This window comes from Sphingobacterium anhuiense, assembly GCF_042686355.1.
GTDB classification, from domain to species: domain Bacteria; phylum Bacteroidota; class Bacteroidia; order Sphingobacteriales; family Sphingobacteriaceae; genus Sphingobacterium; species Sphingobacterium anhuiense.
Window position 1 is genome coordinate 296024 of the sequence record NZ_JBHUPE010000001.1, and the last position, 23491, is coordinate 319514.

The window sequence follows — 23491 nt, forward strand, 5'->3', positions numbered from 1 at the left end:
AAAGAGTATAGCTATTAATCTCCTTTTGACTTCAGTTAAATAAACATTTGCTGTAATAAGTGTTTTTTCTGTTTTTCAATTTGTTCTAAAATTGATTTTTCAATTTGGATTTTTTGATCGATTGATAACAGAAATGAAGCTATTCTCTTTTGTTCATTAAGTGGTGGAAAAGGTATAGGTATTTCGGAGAAATATGAATAACTTATCATTTTTCCATCTCTTATCCCTTCAAGTTTTTTGTTAAGTAGTTTAATATAACTAGGAGTTTTAAAATAATATTTATAAAAATTGGTAGCAATTTCAACTTTATTTCTAAGAATAATATATGCTGGGCTACAAATACCTTTGTAAGCAGAATGTTCAATTCCTCCTTGAAAACTTCTCAAACTAATTATAAAATCACCAATTTCGACAACTTTGTAACTATCTACGCTTCTTTCAGTTACTGTAATCTGATAATCAATCATATTCCTTGGAACAGCTCCTTGATCTTGAGTTATCGCCAATATTGGTAAATCTGAATCATGTTTTTTATTAGAAATACTTTCAAACAACTCACCTCCATTTTTGCATCCCCATAATTGAAATTCATTCTCTTCACTATCTTTGAATTTTATTTTTTGTTTGAAAATTTTTTCTTGCAATCCCAACATTTGGGTTTTTAGGTTTTCAATTATTTTGTTTTGGGTTTGAATTCTTTCGTTGATTAGTGATAGAAATTGAGCGATCTTAATTTGTTCAGATATTTTAGGAAACAAAATTTTCATTTCCGAAATCATATTCATTCTTACAGAGTCAACAGAATTTTTTGCAGATAGTTTTATTACTCTGTTATAAAATTTTTCAGAAAAAACATTATAAATAAATTTTCCATAATACCCCTTTTCAAAATTTCTCAAAGCATATACTCTTTGATGAAAATCAAATTTCCCATCAATATAATGGAAGTTTTTCCCAACACCAACACCGTCTCCTGAAGTAAGAATGGCTTCACCATCAAATGAATAACTATTTATTTTTTCAACAGTATTTGAACGAACAAAAAATGGATATTTACCATTATCAATTTTATTCTGTGTATCCTTATTTCCTGTTTTTATCTCACATATCTCCCCTAACCTCTTTGTTGCCCACTCTCCCTCAAACTCTGGAAATCTCAAATTAGGAACCTTAGTGAAATATAAATCCTCAATTCTTTATTTCTTTCCTTTGGGGTTCATAAATTTTAATAACAATGAATAATCAAAAACAAATCGTAGAGATAATTGAACTCTGGAAAACAAACAAAAAACAGTATGTAAAAAAATCAAGCTTTTCAGCTTATACACTCCTTATTGAAAATCACCTATTACCTGTATTTGGGAAAAACTATACTATCCAAGAAATTGAGGTGCAGGCTTTTGTTTTTCAAAAATTGAATACCGGATTAAGTCAAAAAACAATTAAAGATATTCTTATTGTTTTAAAAATGATTATGAAATTTGGAGCCAAAAATAAGTGGCTGGTTTATACACCATTTGATATTCAATTTCCTACTGAAAGAGAAAAATATACGATAGAGGTGTTGAGTCGTACAGATCAAAAAAAAATAATGAATTATATTCAAGAGCATTTTACTTTTCGAAATTTGGGCGTTTACATTTGTCTAAGTTCTGGCATGCGCATAGGAGAAGTTTGTGCCCTTACATGGGAAGATATCGACACAGATAGTGGTATTATAAAAGTTAACAGAACTATTCAACGTATATACGTCATTGAAAATGGAATCAGAAAAACTGAACTTATTTTAGATACGCCGAAAACAAAAAATTCTATTCGTGAGATTCCGATTAATAAAGACTTATTACGAATACTCAAACCGTTTAAAAAAATCGTTAACTCCTCATTCTATGTATTGACTAATGATGCCAAGCCTACAGAGCCAAGGACATATCGTACTTATTATAAGAATCTGATGAAAGAACTAAATATGCCTGAGCTTAAATTTCATGGCTTAAGACATAGCTTTGCAACTCGATGCATAGAAAGTAATTGTGACTACAAAACAGTTAGTGTGCTTCTAGGGCACTCAAACATCAGTACAACTTTAAATCTATACGTACACCCTAACATGGAGCAAAAAAAGAAAGCTATCGAGCAGATGTTTAAAGGCTTGAAATAATTTTTAAATTATGAATTAGGAGAAGTATAATAAGATTGCTAGATTTTGTTAGATTTGTATATAAATAGAATGATCAATATAAACTCCTAATTCATAATTATTTTGGGTAGACAATCAGAACAAATTTTAGAGGAAGAACTCATTATCCAATTGCAAAAATTGGGATATAAATATATTACTATTGTTGATGAGAAAGCACTATTGGTAAACTTGAAAAACCAATTAGAAAAACATAACCATATTCAATTTAGTGACAATGAATTTGAAAAAGTACTGAACATTCTCAATAAAGGATCTGTTTTTGAAAAAGCAAAAATATTACGTGAAAAGAAGCATCATATTTTAAGAGATAATGGTGATAATCTTTATTTTGAATTTCTGAATGTAGAGCATTGGTGTCAAAACGAATATCAAGTAACTAATCAAGTAAAACAAGAAGGTAAATATGAAAATCGTTATGACGTCACGTTGCTAATTAATGGTTTGCCCTTAGTACAAATTGAACTAAAGCGAAGAGGTCTAGAAATGCGAGAAGCATTTAACCAGATCAACAGGTATCAAAAACATAGTTTCGGAACAGGAAAAGGTTTGTTTCACTTTGTTCAACTATTCATTATTAGCAATGGTGTAAATACAAAGTATTTCAGCAACTTTGGGACGCATAAACAGGAATATCTTCAAACTTTTCATTGGACTGACGAAAATAATAATCCTTTGAACAACATTCTGAATGGTTTTACAGATTCGTTTTTAGAACCGTGTCATATCAGTAAAATGATATGTAAATACGTTGTGTTAAATGAAACTGAAAAAAGATTGATGATACTTCGCCCCTATCAATACTACGCGGTTGAAAACATAATTAAGAAAGTAAAAGAGAATGAAATCTTAAATGGTTATAATATAGAAAAAAACGGGTATATATGGCATACGACGGGAAGTGGAAAAACCTTGACAAGTTTTAAGGCTAGCCAGATTTTGTCTAATATACCTTCTATTAAAAAAGTTGTATTTGTAGTAGACAGAAAAGATTTAGATTACCAAACAAATAAGGAATATGACAATTTTAGTAAAGGTTCAGTTAGCTCTGCGACGAATACGGATGACCTTATCCGAAAATTCAATGATCCTAATGTCAAGATAATCGTAACTACTATTCAAAAATTAAACAATACGATTTTAAGAAAGAATTTACTAAAAATGAAACCTATTCAAAATGAGCGAATGGTTTTTATTTTTGATGAATGCCATCGTTCACAATTTGGAGATACTCATAAAAATATTGTTGGTTATTTCTCCAATATTCAACTGTTTGGTTTTACTGGAACGCCCATTTTAGCTGAAAATGCCGATGGAGAAAAAACGACCGCAAGTTTATTTGGAAAATGCTTACATAAATATGTAATCACTGATGCAATACGCGATGAAAATGTATTGAAATTTTCAATAGAATATATTCAAACTTTCAAAAAGAAAGACCATATCATTGATTTGAAAGTAGAACAAATCAATGAGTCTGAAGTTTATGAAGCACCTGAACGTAAAGAAGCAATTATTGATTACATCATTCAGCATCACGATCAAAAAACACAGAACAGAAAGTTCTGTGCAATGATGTGTGTGCAAGACATTGATGCAGTTATTGCGTATTACGAGATTTTGAAACGTAGAAAGTTAAATGGGGAACACAATTTAAAAATAGCAACTATTTTTAGTTTCGCACAAAATGAGGATGAAATACCAGAACGGATTATTACTCATCAAAATATGGCCGCAGAGGAACATATGGAATACGAAAGCAGTTATACGCCTCATCGACGAGAATTATTAGAAACTTATGTACAAGATTTCAATGAAATGTTTAACGAAAAACATGACATTAGAGATAATGAAGGATTTTACAATTATTACAATGCTGTTGCTCGGAAATCAAAACATCCTAAACATGAAACAGATATCTTATTAGTGGCTAATATGTTTCTCACTGGTTTTGATAGCAAAAACCTCAACACTTTGTATGTTGATAAGAACTTAAAATATCACGGACTAATACAGGCATTTAGTCGTACTAACCGTATTCTCGATAAAAATAAAACTCAAGGTAATATCGTTTGCTTTCGAAATTTGAAAGAGAAAACAGATCAAGCTATTGCTCTATTTAGCAATAAGGAAGCTATAGATGAAATCATTGTCGAGCCATATGAAAATTATGTTGAGAAATTCAATGAAGTAAGTAAGACATTATTTGAACTAACTCCTGAAGTACATGAGGTAGATAATCTTTACTCAGAAGATGATAAATTACAATCTATCTTAACTTTTCGTGCGTTGATGCGATTGCATAAAAAAATGAGTCATTACACCGAATTCACATGGGAAGACCTACAAATAGAAGAACAGTTATTTGCAGATTTTACAAGTAAGTATTTAGATTTAAAAGATACACTTGCAACTAATACGGGCACAGAAAAAACATCAATTTTAAATGATATAGACTTTGAGTTGGAATTGATAAGGCGAGACACGATCAATGTCACCTATATTCTACAGTTATTGATAAAATTTAAATCAAAGCAAACTCATAAGGACAAAGAAAGTATTGAAAAAGAAATATTCAACCTATTAAATACTGAAGTATCATTGAGAAGTAAAAGGGATTTAATTGAAAAATTTATTCTAGAAAGCTTACCAAACATTAGTGATACGGATAATATTACTGATGAATTTGAAAAATTCTGGAACAAAGAGCAAGAAAAAGCACTCGACACTTTAATAGAAACTGAAAAACTATCTGAAGAAAAAACTGAAAAACTTATAGAAAACTATCTATTCACGGAGCGAGAGCCATTAAGAAGAGAAATTTTAGACCTTCGAATTGAAGGAAGGCCTAGTGTTTTAAAATCTAAAGAAATCGGTGATAGAATCTTAAATAAGATTATAGGATTTGTGGACACATTTGTTACTGGCTTAACAGGAAGTTAGTAATAATATGTTGTAGAGTGATTTAAAACGAATTAATAACATATCTTTTGTCGTTATTAACGTATTAAGAACGACACCACCAAACAAGGAATCCGGTAATTAAACAAAAAATAAGATCACTTGTAGAACAACCTCTTTCTGCAGGTGATCTTATTTTTGGGCATCATCCTATCTACTTCGAAGGCCTCACCGCCCATTAATCTGTCGTAACACATCAGTACTTAATGAATACAAATCAGGTTTGAAACATAGATCAAGGCGACCTTGAATTAGGTTTGCCTAACATTAATTATTTTCAATATGGTTATATAATACATTTGACGGTTTCATGCTAGAACTATTTTTGTAGAGACCTTCATGACCGAACATGATAAAAGAATCTTTAGCTCTGGAAACGGCAACGTTAAGCATATTAGGTCCCATATCATAAAAGAAGCTTGAGCTTGCCATATTTGGCCCATAAACTGACGAGAAAATAATGATTGATCTTTCAGCTCCTTGCAATGCATGAACTGTTCCTATCGTTAAATTTTTCATTGACACACCAGAGCTTTGCAATACTGATTTTAAAACAGACTTCTGCAGTGCAAATGGGGTTACAATAGCAATAAGATCTCCCAGAATTAACTGCTTGGCTTGTCTGTTTTCTTTAACTGCAGCTTTATTTTCTTGTTCTTGGTAGTAATCAATAATTCGCAGCTCGTTCTGCTTGATCCATGTTGCGATTTCCTTAGCTTCACCTCTATTTGATTTACTTACAGCAGACGGGTCTGTCTCATAATTGTGATGAATGAAAGACATAGGGGCTACAACTAAATCTTTTGGAGCTTTACCTTTTTTGGGCAACAATAATCCTTTATATGCGAGAACATTGCAATAGTCTATGATTTCATTGTAACAGCGTCTATGTTCTGTAAGCCATAACCCTTTTGATAAGGTTTTCTTCTCGTGATGTGGTGAGGATTTCTGTGCTAGTTTCATAACTGAACCTGTACTACAGAGGAAACCTAAATCACTTGCCGCAAAATAATCTTCATCTATTTGAGCTAAATCATGTTTATAATAATTTGCCTTATCTACTAATTTAGTAACACTCCAAACGGGATCAATCTGTAAGGTATCTCCAACAACGATTGCTTTTTTTGCTAAACTAAACGTGGCCGCACCGACTTCTGGTGTAACCTGACCTGACTCATCTACTATTAAATAATCTATAGCAGCCACCAACGGTTCACTATCCCATTTGCTTTTTCCACCAGCATCTTGGTCAGCAAATTTCAATTTTTGAAAATACTTAGGTGCCATATAAAAAGTAGAAACAAAACATGGAAATAACATGCTGAACCTTCTCCACTTTCGCAGTGCAAGTGGACCTATGGATTTCCAGTAATTATTTTCAATGAGGGCTTCTTGCATTTCAATCAACCAGCGAGCTTCCCAATAGTGGGTAGCTAAAAAGAACATATCATTTTTTATGTCCGTTTCAAGTTCATTGAAAAAATAATTTTCTTTTTCATTTCCAATTTCCTGATATACCTTTTCTGTTTGTGGTGGATTGGCACGAATAGTATTTTTATTTTTCCAGTTGTCCCATTCAATACATTTTTTCTCTATCTGCTTAATTAAGTTAAATTTGGATTCAAAAAATAGATCTATTGCATCAATTTTGCGCAGATTAATCGCAGTTAAATCAAAATTAAATTCACGGAATAGGCTTTTTAATTGCTGTTCACGTATTCTTCCTATAAAAGGTAAAAAACAAAAAATCTTGATCCACCAAGGTTCCTTAAAAAAATAATCGTTCTTTTGTCTTTCAAATGCCGTAAGATGTTGTTTGACATCATTTATTTTACTGGTAAAATAAACATCTTCCAGCTGAATATCTTTTTGATAATGAAGTTGGCGCAGTTCGCTTTCGATTGATAAATAAGACTTCCAATAATCGGCTCCAAGTTTCAAATTACTTTGATGGCTGATCAGTTTTTCTCTTAAAAACATAGCTACTTCCGCAATATCATTCTTCTTGTCATCAGGAAATGATTCATGAAAGCAATCAAGAAAAGAACTTTTAGCCTTATTCAAGAAGGGTTGATTCTCAATTTTAGTATTGATTCCATCTTTCATTTTTAGATAAGGAATATCATCTTCAACTACTTTGGATGCACTTGGAAGAAATAATGCAAAGCTTGATATTGCAGGAATCCATCGTTTATATAAAAGACCAGATCTAACCTTTACATTTTGAAAACTATCGACAATATTTGTTACAGCTTGATTGTTGGTTGAACAAGCTAAAATTACTGTAGGTTCCTCTCCTTTAATGGCAGACTTAACAACTTCATTAGCAATTACACTTTGTAATAACGTTGTTTTTCCTGTACCAGGAGGTCCATTGATAGCGAGAATCTCTCCTTCTTGCATTTTATTGATTTCATACAGACTCTGTCTTTGCGTTATCGACAGCGGATATTCATACCCCATTTGTCCTAAGTGTTTTGTATTTTCTTGAACAAAATCTTTATAAGGTATTAGTGGTCGAACTTCGCGTCCTTTAGGTTGAATAAGATTTCCTAAAAGTGATAACTTATCTTTATTCAGGTGGATTAAATGGTCATACAATTTTATAATTCCATCTGCAGCCATTTGAATTGATTCGTCGACGATTATTGTAATTCTTTCAATTTTCTCATAGTCCAATGGCACGTATGTTTCAATCGATTGGCCTGTAATTGATGTAAACTGTCGTGTAAGATGATGGTAATATTGATTCCATTCTGTACCTACGAATTCATCTGAGAATATTTTATCAACGTCATTAATATTTGCGAAAAGATAATCAATTGATTGAGGAGGCAGTGGCTCTAAATAATCTCGGCAAATATATGGAGCGGGTGCATCGGGAATGGATAATTCGCCATTAAGTTTCAAATTTGCTCGAATTAAAAAAGGCATCATAAAATTTTCATCCTGAATGCTTTTATTATGTGCAAATTTACTGTTGATAAGAAATGGACTGATAAGGACAGAGACTTGTTTTAACTGAATCCAATCCGCATCTTTTTCCTCTTTTATACCCTTCTGATTATTTACTTTCAGACTCTCTACAGAAATTATTTGTGCAGCCAACTTATCATCTACACGTCCCAACTGTAAATTTACATCAGGTAACTCTGCAAAGTAGTAGGAAACTTTGCCCTCCTTCAATTTAATCGCTGGTCGACTGGCGTCTGCTAATGAGTTGCGCCAATATTTTAGTGTATTCAAATAGGTCATATTCCCCCTTTTAAGTTTATTAATCAAAATTAAATAATCTGTCGAATATTTAGTTTATATGCTCAAATATAATTTATTTTTTTTCCTCTTTCTTAAGAAACAAATGTGAATAAAAACTTATTGAAAAGCACTATTATTCTTAAAAACCATATCATCAACTGATTTTATGCCTTTTGGCTAAAATAGTTAATGGATGCTTATCTTTGTACTAACAGTACACGCCACGCTACCCATAAGAACAGCGTCCCAGGGCGTGTCTTTTGTTTTATAGACCTTTTTTAAGCCACATTCAATGTATGAAAAATTTCTTATCAGACGATGAGGATCAAATACATGTATTTTCTTAAATGGGTACACAGTGAAACGGATTGGCAATAAGATAAATAGTATTCTACTCCCTCACTTGAGTAAAGAAATAGAATACTGTTTTTATGTTAAAAAATTCGGATAATAATATTAAAAACCTGATTTTACGGACATTCTGGTAAACTCAATAAATTATTTGGTTGCTCACCATCATTCTTTGTTTTTAGATACTTATTGCCATATGCGCTAATAGCGACAATTACATCAACCGATACCCCGTCTTTCTTAACGAAAAAATCCCATGTGCCATTTTCAATTCCCTCAATAGCTGCCTCCTGTGAGAGTTTCCACCTTCCCCCATCATGATTTATCCCACCAATAAATTCAATCCTTTCGTATGCACTTGTACGATTTGTTTTCTTAATGCATTTAACTTCATGTTTAGTTGCCATAATTTTATAATTAATTGTGAATGATTAAATAACTTATTTATGCTGCCAACATCTACCACCACCCGCAACTTTTCTAGTGCACGATCCTCCTTTTTTAGTAGGCGCTCCGCAATAGCCAGAAGCAGTTGTTCCTCCGCCACCACCACGAGAAGAGACAGTATAACTTGTAGTAGCTTCAGTTAATCCTGAATGAGATGAAATACGAGAACCATTTTTAGTAATATATACATGCATATTATTTGTGTTACTCACTAAAGTTTGTGCAGTCACATCTAGTTCGTAGACGACAGCATTCGGGAAATCAATCTTCCAACGCTTACTTTGTCCCTTAAGAGACACCACTCTCTCATTTGCATCAAGGTAATTGATATGACATTGTTCGCATTCCACTTCATATCCGTAAACATCTTCTGTTGAATTCTCTTTACTACAAGCAAATAAAAACGGTAATAAAATAAATAGTAAAAATTTCTTCATATTAATATTTATATATAATTTATAATGTCAATCCACTATGAACGAACATATTGAAACAAAGCTAATCAGGATTTGTACTCCATGTTTACGGCATACCGTAAGTGGGTAGATCAAAGAGGCAGATCCTCGTATACTTATATTTAGTTTTTCCAGATCTAAGCCAATTGTTTAATAGATTGCTGATATTCTCTAAAAGCTTGTCCAAAAGCTGCAGTTGCTTCGTAATTACTAAATTGATACTCTTCATGAACTCCTGTTGTCGTTTTTAATTTTAACTCTCCGTATCTCACAACTGGAATTTGATAATTCCCCTTAAACCGCTTGTCTCGACTGCCATTTTTATTAACCTTAGCCCAGGTTTGCTCAATGATTTTTGTATCTGCAGGTACGCCCTGAGTTTCTGTAAATCTTACATAATTCTGCTCCATGCTTATTTCATCTAACCCTATAACTGCAAAGTCTTTGTTTTTGCTATACATCACGATAAAATTAGGATAGATATAGAGATCGGCACCGTTTGCGTTTTGTAAGAATAATGCTTGTACATCAGATTTAAATTCAGGTATTGACTTCAACCCAAAAGAAACAGTATTGCGCTTTACAATCGTACTTGCCGAAGAACGGGTAATGCGACGGTCTTCAAAGTGTGCACTTGTTACGTCCCATATTTTACGACTTCTTGTTAGTTCGATAAATGTATTGACAAGTTCTTCATATTTAAATTTCGATTCGGTATCAAAATCTACTTCTAAATTGACATATGATGCTTCTTTCTGCTCTTTTGTTTGTTTGAGTGCTTCTCTTTGAGTTTTTAAATCATTGTCTATTTGCTCTGGAATAGATTTATTGATCAATCCATAAACCAGCAAATAACTCATAGCTTTTTTGATTTTGCTAACCGTTAGGGCTATTCTAATTTTGGAAATATCTTTTTCCAATGATAAACGCTGCTCCCGTGCTAGTAATATGGCTTCTTTTATCCCCTGCATATCTTGACTAGTAATTTCATGAATAGCTGCACTAAAGATATTATCGTATTTAGAATCGTATGGTTCTAATTGTTGTGGAGAAATCGGAGATTCAAATGATGGTGAATCACCATTAACAAGTTTCTGTCTATTGTATAAACCCAATCCTGGTATACCGGTGTTGAGATAGGTTCCAGATTTTCCTAATGTGATACTAGCCCCTTTTACTCCGATTGAGGTTGAAATACCATTCTTACTAAAATTAAGATGAACACCAGGTATAATTTTTACACGTCTTCTGAAATTCCAAGCCATAATAATGTTTCGTTAAATATTTTTTAGTTAATAATTGAACACAAAACTATATGCTGAAGTCGTGAATCTATTACGGCTAACCGTAACACTTACTTCTAATTCCTTTTTAAATTTGGCTATAAATCAATCATTATAAATAGTATGGAAAATGACCTATTACTCAAACTAGAGCAGCTACACCAACGTGTCGGAAACCCAAAGGAACAAATAAGTACTGAAGAGGCTACTAAAAATGCCTTTGTTATGCCCTTTATTCAGATATTGGGCTATGATATCTTTAACCCGACGGAAGTAATACCTGAATTTATCTGTGATATAGGTACTAAAAAGGGGGAAAAGGTAGATTATGTCATAAAGAAAGATAATGAGCCTATACTGATTATAGAATGTAAGCATTGGAAGGAAACTGCTGACGCACATAACTCACAATTCCATCGTTATTTTCATGTGTCAAAAGCAAGATTTGGCGTTTTAACAAATGGTCATATTTACAATTTTTATGCAGACTTAGAGAAGCCAAATATAATGGATGAGAAACCATTTTTTACTTTAGACCTCTCTAATCTCAAAGACTCCAATATTAAAATCTTGGAAAAATTCACCAAGAATGGTTATCATCTTGAAGGGATATTGGATTCTGCTGAAGGTTTAAAATATATTAAAGCAATTAGAAAGGAGTTTGAAAAAGAGATCCAGGAGCCTTCTGATGAATTGGTTAAGTTATTGGTCAATCGTTTCTTTGATAAGCCTCTAATCGCTTCAAGAATGGCTGCTTTTAAAGAATATACGAAAAAAGCATTATCGTCATCTATTAACGAATCTATTAATTCGAGATTAAAAACTGCTCTAAGTATTAACGACACAATCCCTCAGAAAACAATAACGGAAATTGAACCTATTGATGAAAACACCGGAAATGAATCTAAAATCATAACCTCTGACGAAGAAATCGAAGGTTCTCAGATCGTAAAAGCAATTCTGAGGGAGCATATACCAGCTTTGCGCATTGCTTTTAGAGACACAAAGTCTTATTTTGGAATTTTGCTGGACGATAATAATCGGAAACCTTTAGCTAGGTTGCACTTTAATTCTGCAAACAAGTATCTGGAGGTCTTCCATGAAGGGAAAGACAAAGGAGTAAAAAAACTCTTAAATTCATTAGATGAAATCTATAACTATAGACAGGAGATCACTGATGCTCTTCAGAACTATGAGTAATGAAAATGATGTTTAATAGTATGTCCAACTACTGAATTAGGTTCGTGTAGCCTAATTTAATAGTTGGACATAAAAAATTATTAGTCAAATACTGGATTATCGTATAATTTCCAAAGCCCTAGATGATTTGATTTTGCATAATTTTGATCTCGAACAAATTGGGATTCAAAACGTATATTAGGGGGGATCGTCATTAAAACCGCATAACCATTCTTAATTAATTCTTCATTGATAAAGACATGATCAAGATAGGCATATGCCAATGTTCTACCAAAACGATCAAGGGAATCAACATCAAATTCCAACCTAATTTCCTTATTAAGGATCAAACTGTCAAGATGACTCTTTGCGACTTTACCAAAGGGATGTTTCTTTTTCTTAAAGGCACTTCTTTCTTCTGGAGCATCTATACCAATCAGTCTAATTTTAACATTTTTACCGGATCTATTTTTTCCCCAAAAGGTATCACCATCTATCACTTTATAGACATTTACATAAGATTCATGTGGCAGACTGCTTGTTGACATAAAACCCTCAGATTTGAATGTTTGTTCTGAGTGAACACAGCTCATGAGAAATACAATAAGAAAGAACAGTGCAATTATAACAAGCTTTACAGCGACATTAGTCCATTTATTCATAATATTAAGCTTAATGAACTACAATGTTTTAAGAAATTGTTCAAACTCTTTGTAAAACTGTTGTTTTGTATTGACCGCCTGAATAACCTTTACATTGGAAGCTCCGCTATCTTTCAACCACTTTTCCCAGATAACCTTAATAATCTGAAAATCGGTTGGCTGTACCTTTGAAACTCCATATTTATCGAGAGAACGATCTACCATTTCTGCAATAAATATGTTAGCGTCCTTGAGATTAAAGTTGGTCTTATTTATCGCGTAAGATGAATCTTGTGCTATAAACTCCTGCAACTCTGACTTACCACTAGCATTAAATGCTTTACGTATTTTTTCGATCATTTCCGGCCCTAACTTATACCCCTTACCTTGATTAGCGCTTTCAATGTATCCGTCCGTTAAAAGCAATACAACATTGGTATTCTTCTTATTGACGATTGCATTAGTGGTTTCATTTAAAAATTGAGGGGATACATCTACCAAAGAGGTTTTAATGGTTTCGTTAAAATAATTCCAAACATCAGCCCCTGTTTGGTTCTGTAATGAATAATCGTAAACGCGATTGACTTCATCTGCAAATTCTTGTTTATCCGAATTCAGTTCTTTACGGATATAATTAGATCTATCCAATTGCTTGCTTCCAAACTGACTAAAATCGATTGTCATCTTTTTGGGATCAAACGACGAGCTGTTTAAAATCCCTCTATTTATAAAATCAATTTTGTAAATATCTGACTGACCGGAGCTCCGATCATTTAATTTCAAAAGATCGTCAGCATGATCAATAACCTCCCGTATCAGTAAGGTATCGTGGAGAGGTTTAGGATATTTCATCATATTGATCCGATTTGACAAGTCTGGTGCGATAATAATATTATAATCTTTAATCATCACCTCTTTTTTGGCAGTTTTATCACCACCACTGCAAGCCACTAAAAATGGTAACACTACCAATGGCAATATATGTTTTATATTCATATACATAATTATTAGTTATTGAAAGCTGGGGTATCTTGGAAAAGTTCATGTTTGACGTCAGATTGTAATCCTAAATGGGAAAGCCATGCCTCACACTCTCTAACTGCCTCGCGGGTTTTTGTTTCTGCTTTTAAGATTGCGTAGACTTCATATAGGTATTTGCTCCACCCTTCCATGTAAATATTGACCCGATTTTCCATTTCAGCTTTAGAGATGGGCAATTTATCATTGTCAATCTGACTTTTGTAAATTTGTCCAATATTGCTGATCCGCTCCTTAAATGTAAGTAACTGCTGTTGTAGTGTACCTATCCTTTCATTTTGTTGGATAGGTATGTGTTGTATATGACTGATCTTTTCTTCTTTATTAACCTGCAAAGTAACAAGCTCAGCTTGAAATGCATCATTCTCCAATTGAATTTTATTAATCTGTTCTTGATATTCTTCGATTTCGGCTTGATGACTTTGTGCAATATGTTTGCTTTTTTGTTGCTGAAATGAAAGATTGCGCTCGTTTATTTGATTCATAAATTTTTCAAAAAAGAAGCTGAAAAGAAAAACACCTAATGCCCCAAGCACAAATACCAACCAAAAATTACTGTCCTGGAGAATACCGGAGAGTTGTAGCTTTTCGTCAATCTGATTTGTTTGAAATTCAATATCATTAATATTTTTAGAGACTTTATAGGCAATAAAAACATCTACTACAATAATTAAAATCATCCCTATGTTATCTATAAATAAGCTTTTAACCTTTCTAATGAAACTTGGCTTTTGATCGTCGTGCTTTCCTTTTTGAACAAATAAATCATTAAAAACCTTATACATACCTAAGGATAAAGGAATTGAAACAAATAAAATGAGAAATAAGATACCTCCAAAACCCTTAGTCCATATTTTAGAAATAGCTTTAGGATTAAATACTTCTGGCGATTCAGTACTCGCTGATCCTAAAAGCGTCAATTCTTTTATTTCCTCTTTTGAGAAAATAAAAATATAAGCTACTGAAGAATAAAAGACAAATATATATAATGCGAGTAGCAAGGTAATACCCCCCAAAATAAACATGATAGGCTTGTTCATAGCGGGTTTTACAAATTCGATCTCCAGCTCCTTAATCTTTTGTTTCAAGGATGAAATCTTACTTTCTATAAAAGGAATCTTTGTCGTATTGTTTGAAGTTATCTGCAGACGCTTTTCTTCGATTTTACTCGTCAATGCATTAATATCCGAATCTAAATTCTGCTTGTCAATTGTAGCATTGTTTTTTATCTTTTCGATCTCATGCTCCGTCTTAAATTCCATATTCGTTGAACTTAGCTTTTGCTGTTCATCTATTCTTACTTTCAAACGTTCTTTCTTTTCGGCAATGACGTCAATTTCATTGATAAAGTTAGAATACAAACTATCCATTGCTTGATGAAGGATTTGATGGTCGCCACTGTTCTCATAGGCACGATTGTATCCACTAAGCTTTACTAAGTCCTTATCAAAAGCTCCAACTTCTGATGCGATAATATTATCTAATACATCTTTATACTCCTTAAGCGATTGTTGCTGAAAATTAAGTTCTTGAACAGGTTGGGAATAAATTATAGTTTGCGGTTCTGTTTTCACTGTTACAGAGTTTTCTTTTTTTTCTGATTGTATAATATCTTCTAACAGTTCACCATTATTGATCCTGATAGCTCTGGAACGAATTTGATGAAATGTTTCAATATGTTCGGTTACCGTTTTTGAATAATTTGTAATGATAACGCTTACATGATTGTTCTTCGAATTATTGCTCCAATTATAAGAACCTGTAATAACCACATTTTGATCAATAACACAGAATTTTTGATTCATCATTCCCCAGCCTACATTCTTGACCTTGGTCACCTCAGCGCCGTGTTTCTCTAATAAGGAAAAATCTAATTTTTCATTATCTGGCTGGTCTGATATAATGATAAGAACTTTCACTTGTCGATCAAGACAGCCTTGGACTGTGGCAAATAGTTCATTATCGGTAAACCATGCCATTGCAATCAATACCTCGGTTTTGGCTTTAGAAAGCTCCTGCCTAACACGTTCATTGATACCCCTGCTATCCGACAGTGTATCTTGGATCAAATGATCTGAATTCATAAGTGTTCTTAGTTAATATGGTTAAAATAACTTTTCTGATGGTTTAATAACATCGATCCAAAATTATCAATAACCGGATCTAAAATGATACGGTTTCCCGTAACTAAAACTATTATAAAAATGGTGTTGTAAATTGAAATAATTGACAAAAAGATTAATAAAAAGCATTAAAAAACTCTTCACGACAGATAGCAAGCGAAAAAATAATTTATTTGAATGGAAATAAAAAAGGCTACCCAAGGATAGCCAAATATTAGGTTTATAATTACTAAATTTAATTACATGATGTGCAGTTACGTATCTGTTTTTCGCGAAAAACTATAACATGTACTATTTTATTTTAAATAATACCGATCTCTTTGCAATGAGCAACTAACTGTTCATTTTTAGTAAAATTAAGCACATCTTTCATGATATTGAGTCGTTTCTCAATACTGCTCAAACTGGATGGAATAACTTCTCGTTGCTGTAAATAAAGTGGCATGTCTTTTTGAGATATCCCTTCGTATAATAACCGAATGATGTGTAGATCAAATTGTGTAAACTCATGCGAGTTGCGCTCTTGAATAACTTTTTTTACATCTGGCGATTGATAGGTTTTATTATTATATACAATCTGAAGTGCTTCGCGTAAATGTCGCCCGTCATGTCGCGCTTTACGGACCATGCCATCAATTTCATTTAACTTAAACATCTCACTTATCTTACTAGTTCGATCTTTTGCTGTGAATAATATGACCTTAATATCAGGTTGCACCATCTTAATCGCTTTAATCAGTGATAAGCCATCTTTTAATTGCTGTGGACTTTCATCATCTTCAAATTCGATATCAGTAATAATCAAATCATATGGATCCTTATCGCGAAGCGCATTATTTATCCAGGTCAATGCATGATCGCAATAATGAACGTACTTGACATCTTCGACACCAAGATCTTTAAGTGTTTTCTGTACTGAAATATTGGTCATCTCGTGATCTTCGGCAATGAGTACTTTTTTAAACATACATTATCGTTTTTTATAATATGGGTATATTGATTTTCACACTAAGCCCCTTCCCCTCTTCTTTGACAAAGATAATTTCACCACCAATACCTTCGATACGGGAAACCATATTAGATAGACCTTTTCCATATGTTTTTGAATCTGCTAAACCAATCCCATTATCTTTATAAAAAATTTCTAACTGATTACCCTGGTTTTCAAAACGAATAACAACTTGATCTGCTTGACTGTGTTTTTTCATATTGACCATTAATTCCTGCAGGACATGACTAACCTCTTCCTTGGTCCTTTTATTTAGTCGTGTCCATAGATCTGGTTCATTTCCGGCAATAAGGACGCGACGGTGATCACTTGCAAATGATTTGAGTAAATCTGACAGTTTTTCACTATAAGAAGCCTCGGTTACAGTCTGCTCTTCTACATCATGTGAGATATCCCGTGATTTTTGGTACATATCATCTAGTTTATCCAATACACCTTCTCGATCAATATCTTCTTTATACTCGATTTCAGTCATAACACGATAAATTCCATTGGCCACAACATCGTGGATCTTCTTCGAAAGATGAAGCTGGTTTTGTTTGATCTTGTTTTGTGCTTCAAGTTCAAGTCGCTGTTTACGTTTTTTGTACCAAAAGACTCCAAGAACAATTGAAAACAGGAGAAATCCTATACCAATACGCTGAATTAGTAAATGTGATTCCTTTTTTTCATTCTCTTTTTCCAATACTAAATTCTGTGCTTTGCTCTTTTCGGATTCATAACGAATTAAAGCAAACTGGTTCTTAGCTAATGTTCTTGCATTTTGAAGACTGTCGTTTAAGGTAAGATAAGTTTTAAGATAGCGCTGAGAGTAAATAAGGTTTATTTGGACCAAACCTCTTAATGCGTTGAGTTGATCATCAGCACTTTTAATTTTTTTAGCGATCTCATATTGCTTACTCAGATAATATATGGATGAATCCATATCTCTACCTTCATAGTATTTAGAAAGTGTTGCATAACTTGAGTTTTGCCCCCATAGATCATTTTCTTTTAACCGTATATTTAAAGCTGTATGGTAGGCAGGGATTGGATTATAAGAATGACTAGACGCCCATTGGGTTTTTGCCAAATTATTTAAAAACTTGGCGTAGTCTGAACTTCCTTTAGGGGCTTTGACAAGGATTTCTTCAGATAATTTAATGGATTCATCATAACGCTTCACGTTTCTCAAACATACAGCTAAATTATTTTTGCATAAAAGATTACTTGCTTCATTAGTTGAATATTGAATAGCTAGCTTGTAATAAGAAATAGCTTGATCATATTGTTGCATCTCATCAGCAGAATTGCCAATTGTATTATATAAATAACACAAAACATAATGATGAGCTAAATTTTTTGAATCTAAATATTTAGTTGCTTCCAAAGATGTCTCTTGGGCTCCAAAAAAATCCCCCCCTTCGTATTGGTTGATTCCCATATTAATTAGACTACGTGCAACATTAAAACTGTCTTTCACTAAAAGGAATTGCTGCTTAGCTTTTTCAAAATATAAAAAAGAACTATCTATTTTTCCAGCATTTAATAGAAGAATAGCTTTTTCATAATACGCATTTGTCTTCAGACTGGGTATTGATCTTTCTTGCTCAACTTTTGAACATGAAAATAAAAATCCAAATAGTAAAAAGAGAATAATTGATATTTTGTGCACGGCCAAATTTTTAACCGAATGTATCAAATATTAGTTTAAAATACAATTTTAAGTATTGAAAATCAGGAGTAGACAAATTCTACTCCTGATCTCATTTATTATGGTCTGATATTTCCTTTATCTCCACCATCACCATCATCAGGGTCATCATAACCGGATGTTTGCATTGTAGGATTACCTTGTGCTGGTTGTGAACTACTTGGTTGACCTATTCCGAATAAAAAATATAATATTAAACTCCACATGATTCAAAAAATTAGAATGTAAAAACTTGGTAGTTCCATATGCTCCGTGCATAGGATTACTACATGCGTTTTCAGAAGGCCTTCTGAATTTTTTGGGAAGTAAGAGTGTCACTCACGGGAGGCAAAAGCTGCTTCCCAAACCGGCTAACGACTACCGTGAGATCTTCTCATTGTGAAATCTATTTAGTATCTTAGTCTCATAAACTAATCAATCTATCATCTGACTTCGAAAACAAAGGTATAGCGGTTAAAAAGCTATACACCAATCGTTTCCGACATTACTGCTATTACTGATATATTACTGGGATTACCGATATATTTCCGATATTTCCGGTGCATAAGGCAAGAATTTAAAGATGTTTTGATTATGGTTTTCCGTAATTACCGATTGGATAATTGATTTATTTTTGCAAGGATGTCTACGTTCGATAAATTTAAAAAAGCTGTAAGAGAGGCTTACTTGGAAAAAAAATCTCTTGAAGTATTACCTGATGAGTTAAATACGCCATCACCTGCAAACTTGCGGGAGTATAGTTTGATACGCTTACATGAGCAATTGTCTCAGGATGATATTAACGTCTTTAAAAATTATTTTTCTCGTCCAAATAAAGATGAAAGTATAGAAACTGCTATCAATAATGCTGACCTAAGTAAACTTAGATCTTTACAAAATTTTATCATAGGTGAAACGCTAAAACCTAGTGAAAGAATCGTCAAAATGGTCGCTATTTTAATCGATTTTCCAAAACGGCCTTATAAAAGTGCAGATTGGATAGAAACAAACATATCCGGCGACTCAGATGAATTAATCTTGTATGAAGGAGATGACGATACACAACAAATTGAGCAAGTAGATGGACCTGGTATTTCTGAAGAAAATAAAGATTGTGAAGAAACGGCTATTTCCCCAGAAGGTGAAATAAAACGTGAAGAAGAATTAATTAATCCAGATACTCTGGTAATACATAACAGGGATATGGGAGGGAAAACTATAGATATTGTTGATACAGTATCTAATCTGGTAAGTAACCAACCTATCGATAAAGATTCACCAATCATAAAAGATCAGAGAAAATATAGTAATGTTGATAATGGAAAAGCTGAAGATACACCACTATCAGGAGACAATTTATTTAGGATTAAAGGTCTTTATGGAGAATCAAATGGGGATAATAAACTATCAACTTCTAGCGATGGATCTGGAGGAGTTAATACTATAGCAGTTTCTAAACCAAATACTATAAAGGGTAAAACTTTTTTCAGGAACAAAGCAAATTATCCATATGGAGGTTTAATATTGGTTATTATTACAATCGCCATATTTTCATTTATAAATAAGGAGTGTATGTGCTGGAATGGGATTAAGTATATAAAGGTAGATTGTAGGGATAATACACAATCCAACCAGATCATAGGTTTAAATGAGGATAAGCTTAATAATTTTGAGAAAATCATGAAGCCAGATACTTTGACTAAAACAGATGTAGGTAAAGTTTGGTATTCAAAAATTGATAATGAAGTTGAGTTTTTTACTCATGCGGGGCATCACCCTATTCTAACCCGTAAATCATTAAAAGCGGCTACAGAACATATTATTAGAACTCATTCTGGTAACAAAAATTTAGATTAGTACCGTCAATAAATTAGTTAGTAATATGATTTAACATCAATAATAATAGCATGATAAAAAATCTAATTTTAATATTCACACTATCGCTAATTGTAGTGACTTTATTTGGTCAAAGCCAGTATGCTACTACAGCTAGTGGTCAGAAGGTGATTTTAAAATCGGATGGAACATGGGAGTATGTAAAATCTAATTCATCATCTATAAATAAACTATCTTCTGGAACTGGTAACTCCAATTTGAAAGAAAAATCTTCTAAGAAACAAAGAAATTCTTCAGCCAGATCATATATCAGAGGTCCACGTGGTGGGTGTTACTACATTAATGGTAATGGAGGGAAAACCTATGTAGATAGAAGCATGTGTGATTAAGAATTGGAAAAGGCTATATTTAATAAATCTGCTTTATTTATAATTAATTTGGTCATAGTTCCTGTAAGTTAACCTTTTCAGAAACTATGACTTTACTTTTTTAAAGTCCTATATTAGCACCTTCTTAAACACTCCGATCACTTTCAAATCTAACAGCTCTTCATCTCTTAATACAATTGGCTCATAAGATGTATCGGTAGATTTTGGTAAAAGCGTAATCTCTTGATGCTCCCAACCCTCTTCACTGATGGTTTTCTTGCTGCTATATTCTTTTATCGTGTAGTTGGATCCAAATTCCCGATCAACAAAATCATTGGACTCAACTAAACAGATCAATCCATTGCGGGAACCGCCTTGATATTTCTCGAATAGACATATAGCGCCATTCGAGATAATCTTGTTCATAGACTCCCCCACGACTTTACATGCAAAATAACTCGCTGGATCTACTGTGATTCCATTTACCTGAATATAACGAGTGTTTTCTGCTTGTTGGAGCTCAGAGAAACTCCCTGCTGCAATCTCAAGGTCATAGTATGGAACTGAATTTTCAGATTGGGTATCGGTAATGCTATATACTATTTCTCTTTTGTCCGCTATAGACTGCCTTTTAATGTACTGTGCCAGATACTTTCTTAGATTGTCATTACAGACGTACACATAACTTCCCTGAATACCTCGAAACAGGATGGTACGATAAATATTGAGGATATAATTTTTAAGAACTAATGGATCATTAATCGAGTTCTTACCATTTTTGTCTTTATATCGATCTTTATATACAACAAAAGCATTCGTATCGAAATCGTAATCCAATTCTGGACCGATAATAAGACCTGTAAAGTTGAGATCATAGCCTTGTGTGGTATGAATGCAGCCTACTTCATGAATTGCATTGACAGAGTTAACCCAATCAACATCGGTACTATTCCAGCGCAACTCATTATTGCCAATAACAATGTCGTAAAGTGACTTGTCTTTCTTGGAGATCCAATCCCAGGCGAAACCTGCGACCATACGACACAGGCCTTCAGAATCATCCTTACGCTTAATCTCCTTGACCATGGCATCCAGATCATCAAATAACTGAAAATCGTATTGCACGCTTTCAAAAGGTTTTGGTGATAGTGCATTGTTATCTGAGAAGAGCTGATGTACAAACTCCATATAATGTGCTCCTCCTTTTACTCGGAACTGAGAGCGCAAACGTTCAATCCGTGTACTTTCTAATGCCTGCAAATCGAGAAAACGTTGCTTATCCGCATCAGATGGCTTTACGGACTGGAACTCGTCATAAAAAATAATAGATTTATCGGACTGCAACTGCACCCAATCCAACTCCGTACAGGTTAATTCATCTAAACCCAATTGCTGTGATACTTTACGAAATGTACCATAATAAGCGGCAAGATTTTTCCATTGGCGTAAGCGATGGCCTTCATCTACGATCAAGAGATCATATTTCTGTTTAACCACTTCTGCTGGTCCAATGACCATCATTGGTGATAATCCTTTAATGTTTTTGAAGACCTTGCTGATAGTTTTACGAAATGACTGCATTGGAATAACGAGAGCCATTTCCAAGTCACCATATTTTTGACGGACATTTGCTACTAGCTGAAATAGCTCCTCATCTGACTCATCAAAATCTGCTTTATTGAAATCCTGTAAATCGGTCTTCAATAATTTAAAAAGAAATATAGCCAAGATGGACTTGCCTGTTCCTGCTCCACCGTGAATAAGGCTCACTTTAGCACGCTCATCAAGCAGGCATCTAAGAATCATCTTTAATCCATTGGTCTGTTCTCGCGATAAGCTTTTGTAGGGAGAATATTTAAAAAGATCTGAATTATCGATATGCTCAAGTGAATGACGAGCTATACCCATTTTTCTTAATTCTGACCAGATATCACGAAACAGTTCCCAATAAACTTCTTTCTGTTGATAGAACTTATGATTGGAGATCCCCAGATTACCATTTTGTAAATCAAACTGCCCATCGGCGGCGATATAGCGAATCAAATTGGATTCGATATCTAAAGTTGCTGACTTATTGAACAATTCACTCCGGATAAGGGCTACAGACTGTAACTGTTGTTTTCTGACAGTCTTAAGATGTGCTTTCATGCGGGTAACCATATCGGTGGTTTCACCAACATAAGCTTCCTTTTTATCCTGAAGAAAATAGACAATTGGCCATGACAGATAATCACGCTGCTGTTGCAATAAAGTAAGTTCCAACTGCGCATCAAATGGATAAGGAATAATCTGGAAAGGTTTGATCATTATAATTCGTTATACTTCTTGGCCGTTCCTTTTGCTTTCTCTACAGGGTACTTTTCATTATTAAGTTTCATCTTTTCCTCAACAATCTCTTTTATATCCAACCCATGCTTATCGGCAAGCAATAAAGCATACATCAAAACATCTGCTAGTTCTTTTTTTAGTTTATCGGGATCAGCATCTTCATTGCCTTTCCATAAGAAAAGCTCAAGAAGCTCAGAGGCTTCAATACTCAATGCCAAAGCTAAATCTTTGGAATTGTGAAACTGCTCCCAATCTCGGGCATCTCGAAACTGACGGATCTGATCTAATAAATGTTGAATGTCGGACATGATGAAATCTTTTAACTGCTAAGGGTTCTACCCAAAT

18 protein-coding genes are annotated in these 23491 nt (G+C 33.4%); 5 read left to right on the forward strand and 13 right to left on the reverse strand.

Going from position 1 to position 23491, the window contains the following annotated elements; translation table 11 throughout:
* Window positions 1-35: 35 nt before the first annotated feature.
* Entirely contained in the window at window positions 36-1160 is a 1125-nt protein-coding gene (locus ACFS6I_RS01265) for a restriction endonuclease subunit S (protein ID WP_380917572.1), read from the reverse strand.
* A gap of 74 nt (window positions 1161-1234) precedes the next feature.
* Here ACFS6I_RS01265 and ACFS6I_RS01270 point away from each other — a divergent pair, with 74 nt between their 5' ends.
* Together ACFS6I_RS01270 and ACFS6I_RS01275 are read left to right on the forward strand one after the other, a co-directional pair.
* Window positions 1235-2161, forward strand: coding sequence for a tyrosine-type recombinase/integrase (locus ACFS6I_RS01270; protein ID WP_380917574.1), 927 nt, complete (start codon window positions 1235-1237; stop codon window positions 2159-2161).
* A gap of 102 nt (window positions 2162-2263) precedes the next feature.
* On the forward strand, window positions 2264-5143 hold the full coding sequence (locus tag ACFS6I_RS01275) for a type I restriction endonuclease subunit R (RefSeq protein WP_380917576.1): 2880 nt from the start codon (window positions 2264-2266) through the stop codon (window positions 5141-5143).
* A gap of 285 nt (window positions 5144-5428) precedes the next feature.
* Here ACFS6I_RS01275 and ACFS6I_RS01280 read toward each other — a convergent pair whose 3' ends face one another.
* The 4 genes from ACFS6I_RS01280 to ACFS6I_RS01295 form a co-directional block, all read right to left on the reverse strand.
* Entirely contained in the window at window positions 5429-8416 is a 2988-nt protein-coding gene (locus tag ACFS6I_RS01280; RefSeq protein ID WP_380917578.1) for an AAA domain-containing protein, read from the reverse strand.
* A 470-nt stretch (window positions 8417-8886) separates the two neighbouring features.
* On the reverse strand, window positions 8887-9174 hold the full coding sequence (locus tag ACFS6I_RS01285; RefSeq protein ID WP_380917580.1) for a DUF3892 domain-containing protein: 288 nt from the start codon (window positions 9172-9174) through the stop codon (window positions 8887-8889).
* A gap of 33 nt (window positions 9175-9207) precedes the next feature.
* Complete coding sequence (locus ACFS6I_RS01290; RefSeq protein WP_380917582.1) at window positions 9208-9651, reverse strand: hypothetical protein; 444 nt, start codon at window positions 9649-9651, stop codon at window positions 9208-9210.
* A gap of 155 nt (window positions 9652-9806) precedes the next feature.
* On the reverse strand, window positions 9807-10934 hold the full coding sequence (locus tag ACFS6I_RS01295; RefSeq protein ID WP_380917584.1) for a DUF4236 domain-containing protein: 1128 nt from the start codon (window positions 10932-10934) through the stop codon (window positions 9807-9809).
* Between the two features lie 141 nt (window positions 10935-11075).
* Between ACFS6I_RS01295 and ACFS6I_RS01300 the strand changes: the two genes are divergently transcribed.
* Complete coding sequence (locus ACFS6I_RS01300) at window positions 11076-12152, forward strand: type I restriction endonuclease (RefSeq protein ID WP_380917586.1); 1077 nt, start codon at window positions 11076-11078, stop codon at window positions 12150-12152.
* 80 nt (window positions 12153-12232) lie between these two features.
* Here the strand turns inward: ACFS6I_RS01300 and ACFS6I_RS01305 are convergent, their stop codons facing one another.
* The 6 genes from ACFS6I_RS01305 to ACFS6I_RS01330 all read right to left on the reverse strand — a co-directional run bounded on the left by ACFS6I_RS01305 (window position 12233) and on the right by ACFS6I_RS01330 (window position 18841).
* Window positions 12233-12793: a thermonuclease family protein gene (locus tag ACFS6I_RS01305; RefSeq protein ID WP_380917588.1), complete on the reverse strand. Its 561-nt coding sequence runs from the start codon at window positions 12791-12793 to the stop codon at window positions 12233-12235.
* A gap of 18 nt (window positions 12794-12811) precedes the next feature.
* Window positions 12812-13768, reverse strand: a complete 957-nt coding sequence (locus ACFS6I_RS01310) for a hypothetical protein (protein WP_380917589.1) — start codon at window positions 13766-13768, stop codon at window positions 12812-12814.
* A gap of 11 nt (window positions 13769-13779) precedes the next feature.
* Window positions 13780-15894: a phospholipase D-like domain-containing protein gene (locus tag ACFS6I_RS01315; protein ID WP_380917591.1), complete on the reverse strand. Its 2115-nt coding sequence runs from the start codon at window positions 15892-15894 to the stop codon at window positions 13780-13782.
* 340 nt (window positions 15895-16234) lie between these two features.
* The gene (locus ACFS6I_RS01320; RefSeq protein WP_380917593.1) at window positions 16235-16900 is read right to left on the reverse strand and encodes a response regulator; all 666 of its coding nucleotides are present in this window, start codon (window positions 16898-16900) and stop codon (window positions 16235-16237) included.
* Between the two features lie 13 nt (window positions 16901-16913).
* Window positions 16914-18596, reverse strand: a complete 1683-nt coding sequence (locus ACFS6I_RS01325; RefSeq protein WP_380917595.1) for a tetratricopeptide repeat-containing sensor histidine kinase — start codon at window positions 18594-18596, stop codon at window positions 16914-16916.
* A 98-nt stretch (window positions 18597-18694) separates the two neighbouring features.
* On the reverse strand, window positions 18695-18841 hold the full coding sequence (locus ACFS6I_RS01330) for a hypothetical protein (protein ID WP_380917597.1): 147 nt from the start codon (window positions 18839-18841) through the stop codon (window positions 18695-18697).
* 415 nt (window positions 18842-19256) lie between these two features.
* Between ACFS6I_RS01330 and ACFS6I_RS01335 the strand changes: the two genes are divergently transcribed.
* The gene (locus ACFS6I_RS01335; protein WP_380917599.1) at window positions 19257-20471 is read left to right on the forward strand and encodes a hypothetical protein; all 1215 of its coding nucleotides are present in this window, start codon (window positions 19257-19259) and stop codon (window positions 20469-20471) included.
* A 95-nt stretch (window positions 20472-20566) separates the two neighbouring features.
* Window positions 20567-20839, forward strand: a complete 273-nt coding sequence (locus tag ACFS6I_RS01340; protein ID WP_380917601.1) for a hypothetical protein — start codon at window positions 20567-20569, stop codon at window positions 20837-20839.
* A 108-nt stretch (window positions 20840-20947) separates the two neighbouring features.
* On the opposite strand, the gene ACFS6I_RS01345 is transcribed toward ACFS6I_RS01340, so the two are convergent.
* Both ACFS6I_RS01345 and ACFS6I_RS01350 read right to left on the reverse strand, forming a co-directional pair.
* Entirely contained in the window at window positions 20948-23125 is a 2178-nt protein-coding gene (locus tag ACFS6I_RS01345) for a DNA/RNA helicase domain-containing protein (RefSeq protein WP_380917603.1), read from the reverse strand.
* Window positions 23125-23454 carry a nucleotide pyrophosphohydrolase gene (locus ACFS6I_RS01350; RefSeq protein ID WP_380917605.1) on the reverse strand — a complete coding sequence of 110 codons (330 nt, stop codon included), beginning with the start codon at window positions 23452-23454 and terminating at the stop codon, window positions 23125-23127. The genes ACFS6I_RS01345 and ACFS6I_RS01350 overlap by 1 nt, the downstream gene beginning before the upstream one ends.
* Between the last annotated feature and the right edge of the window lie 37 nt (window positions 23455-23491).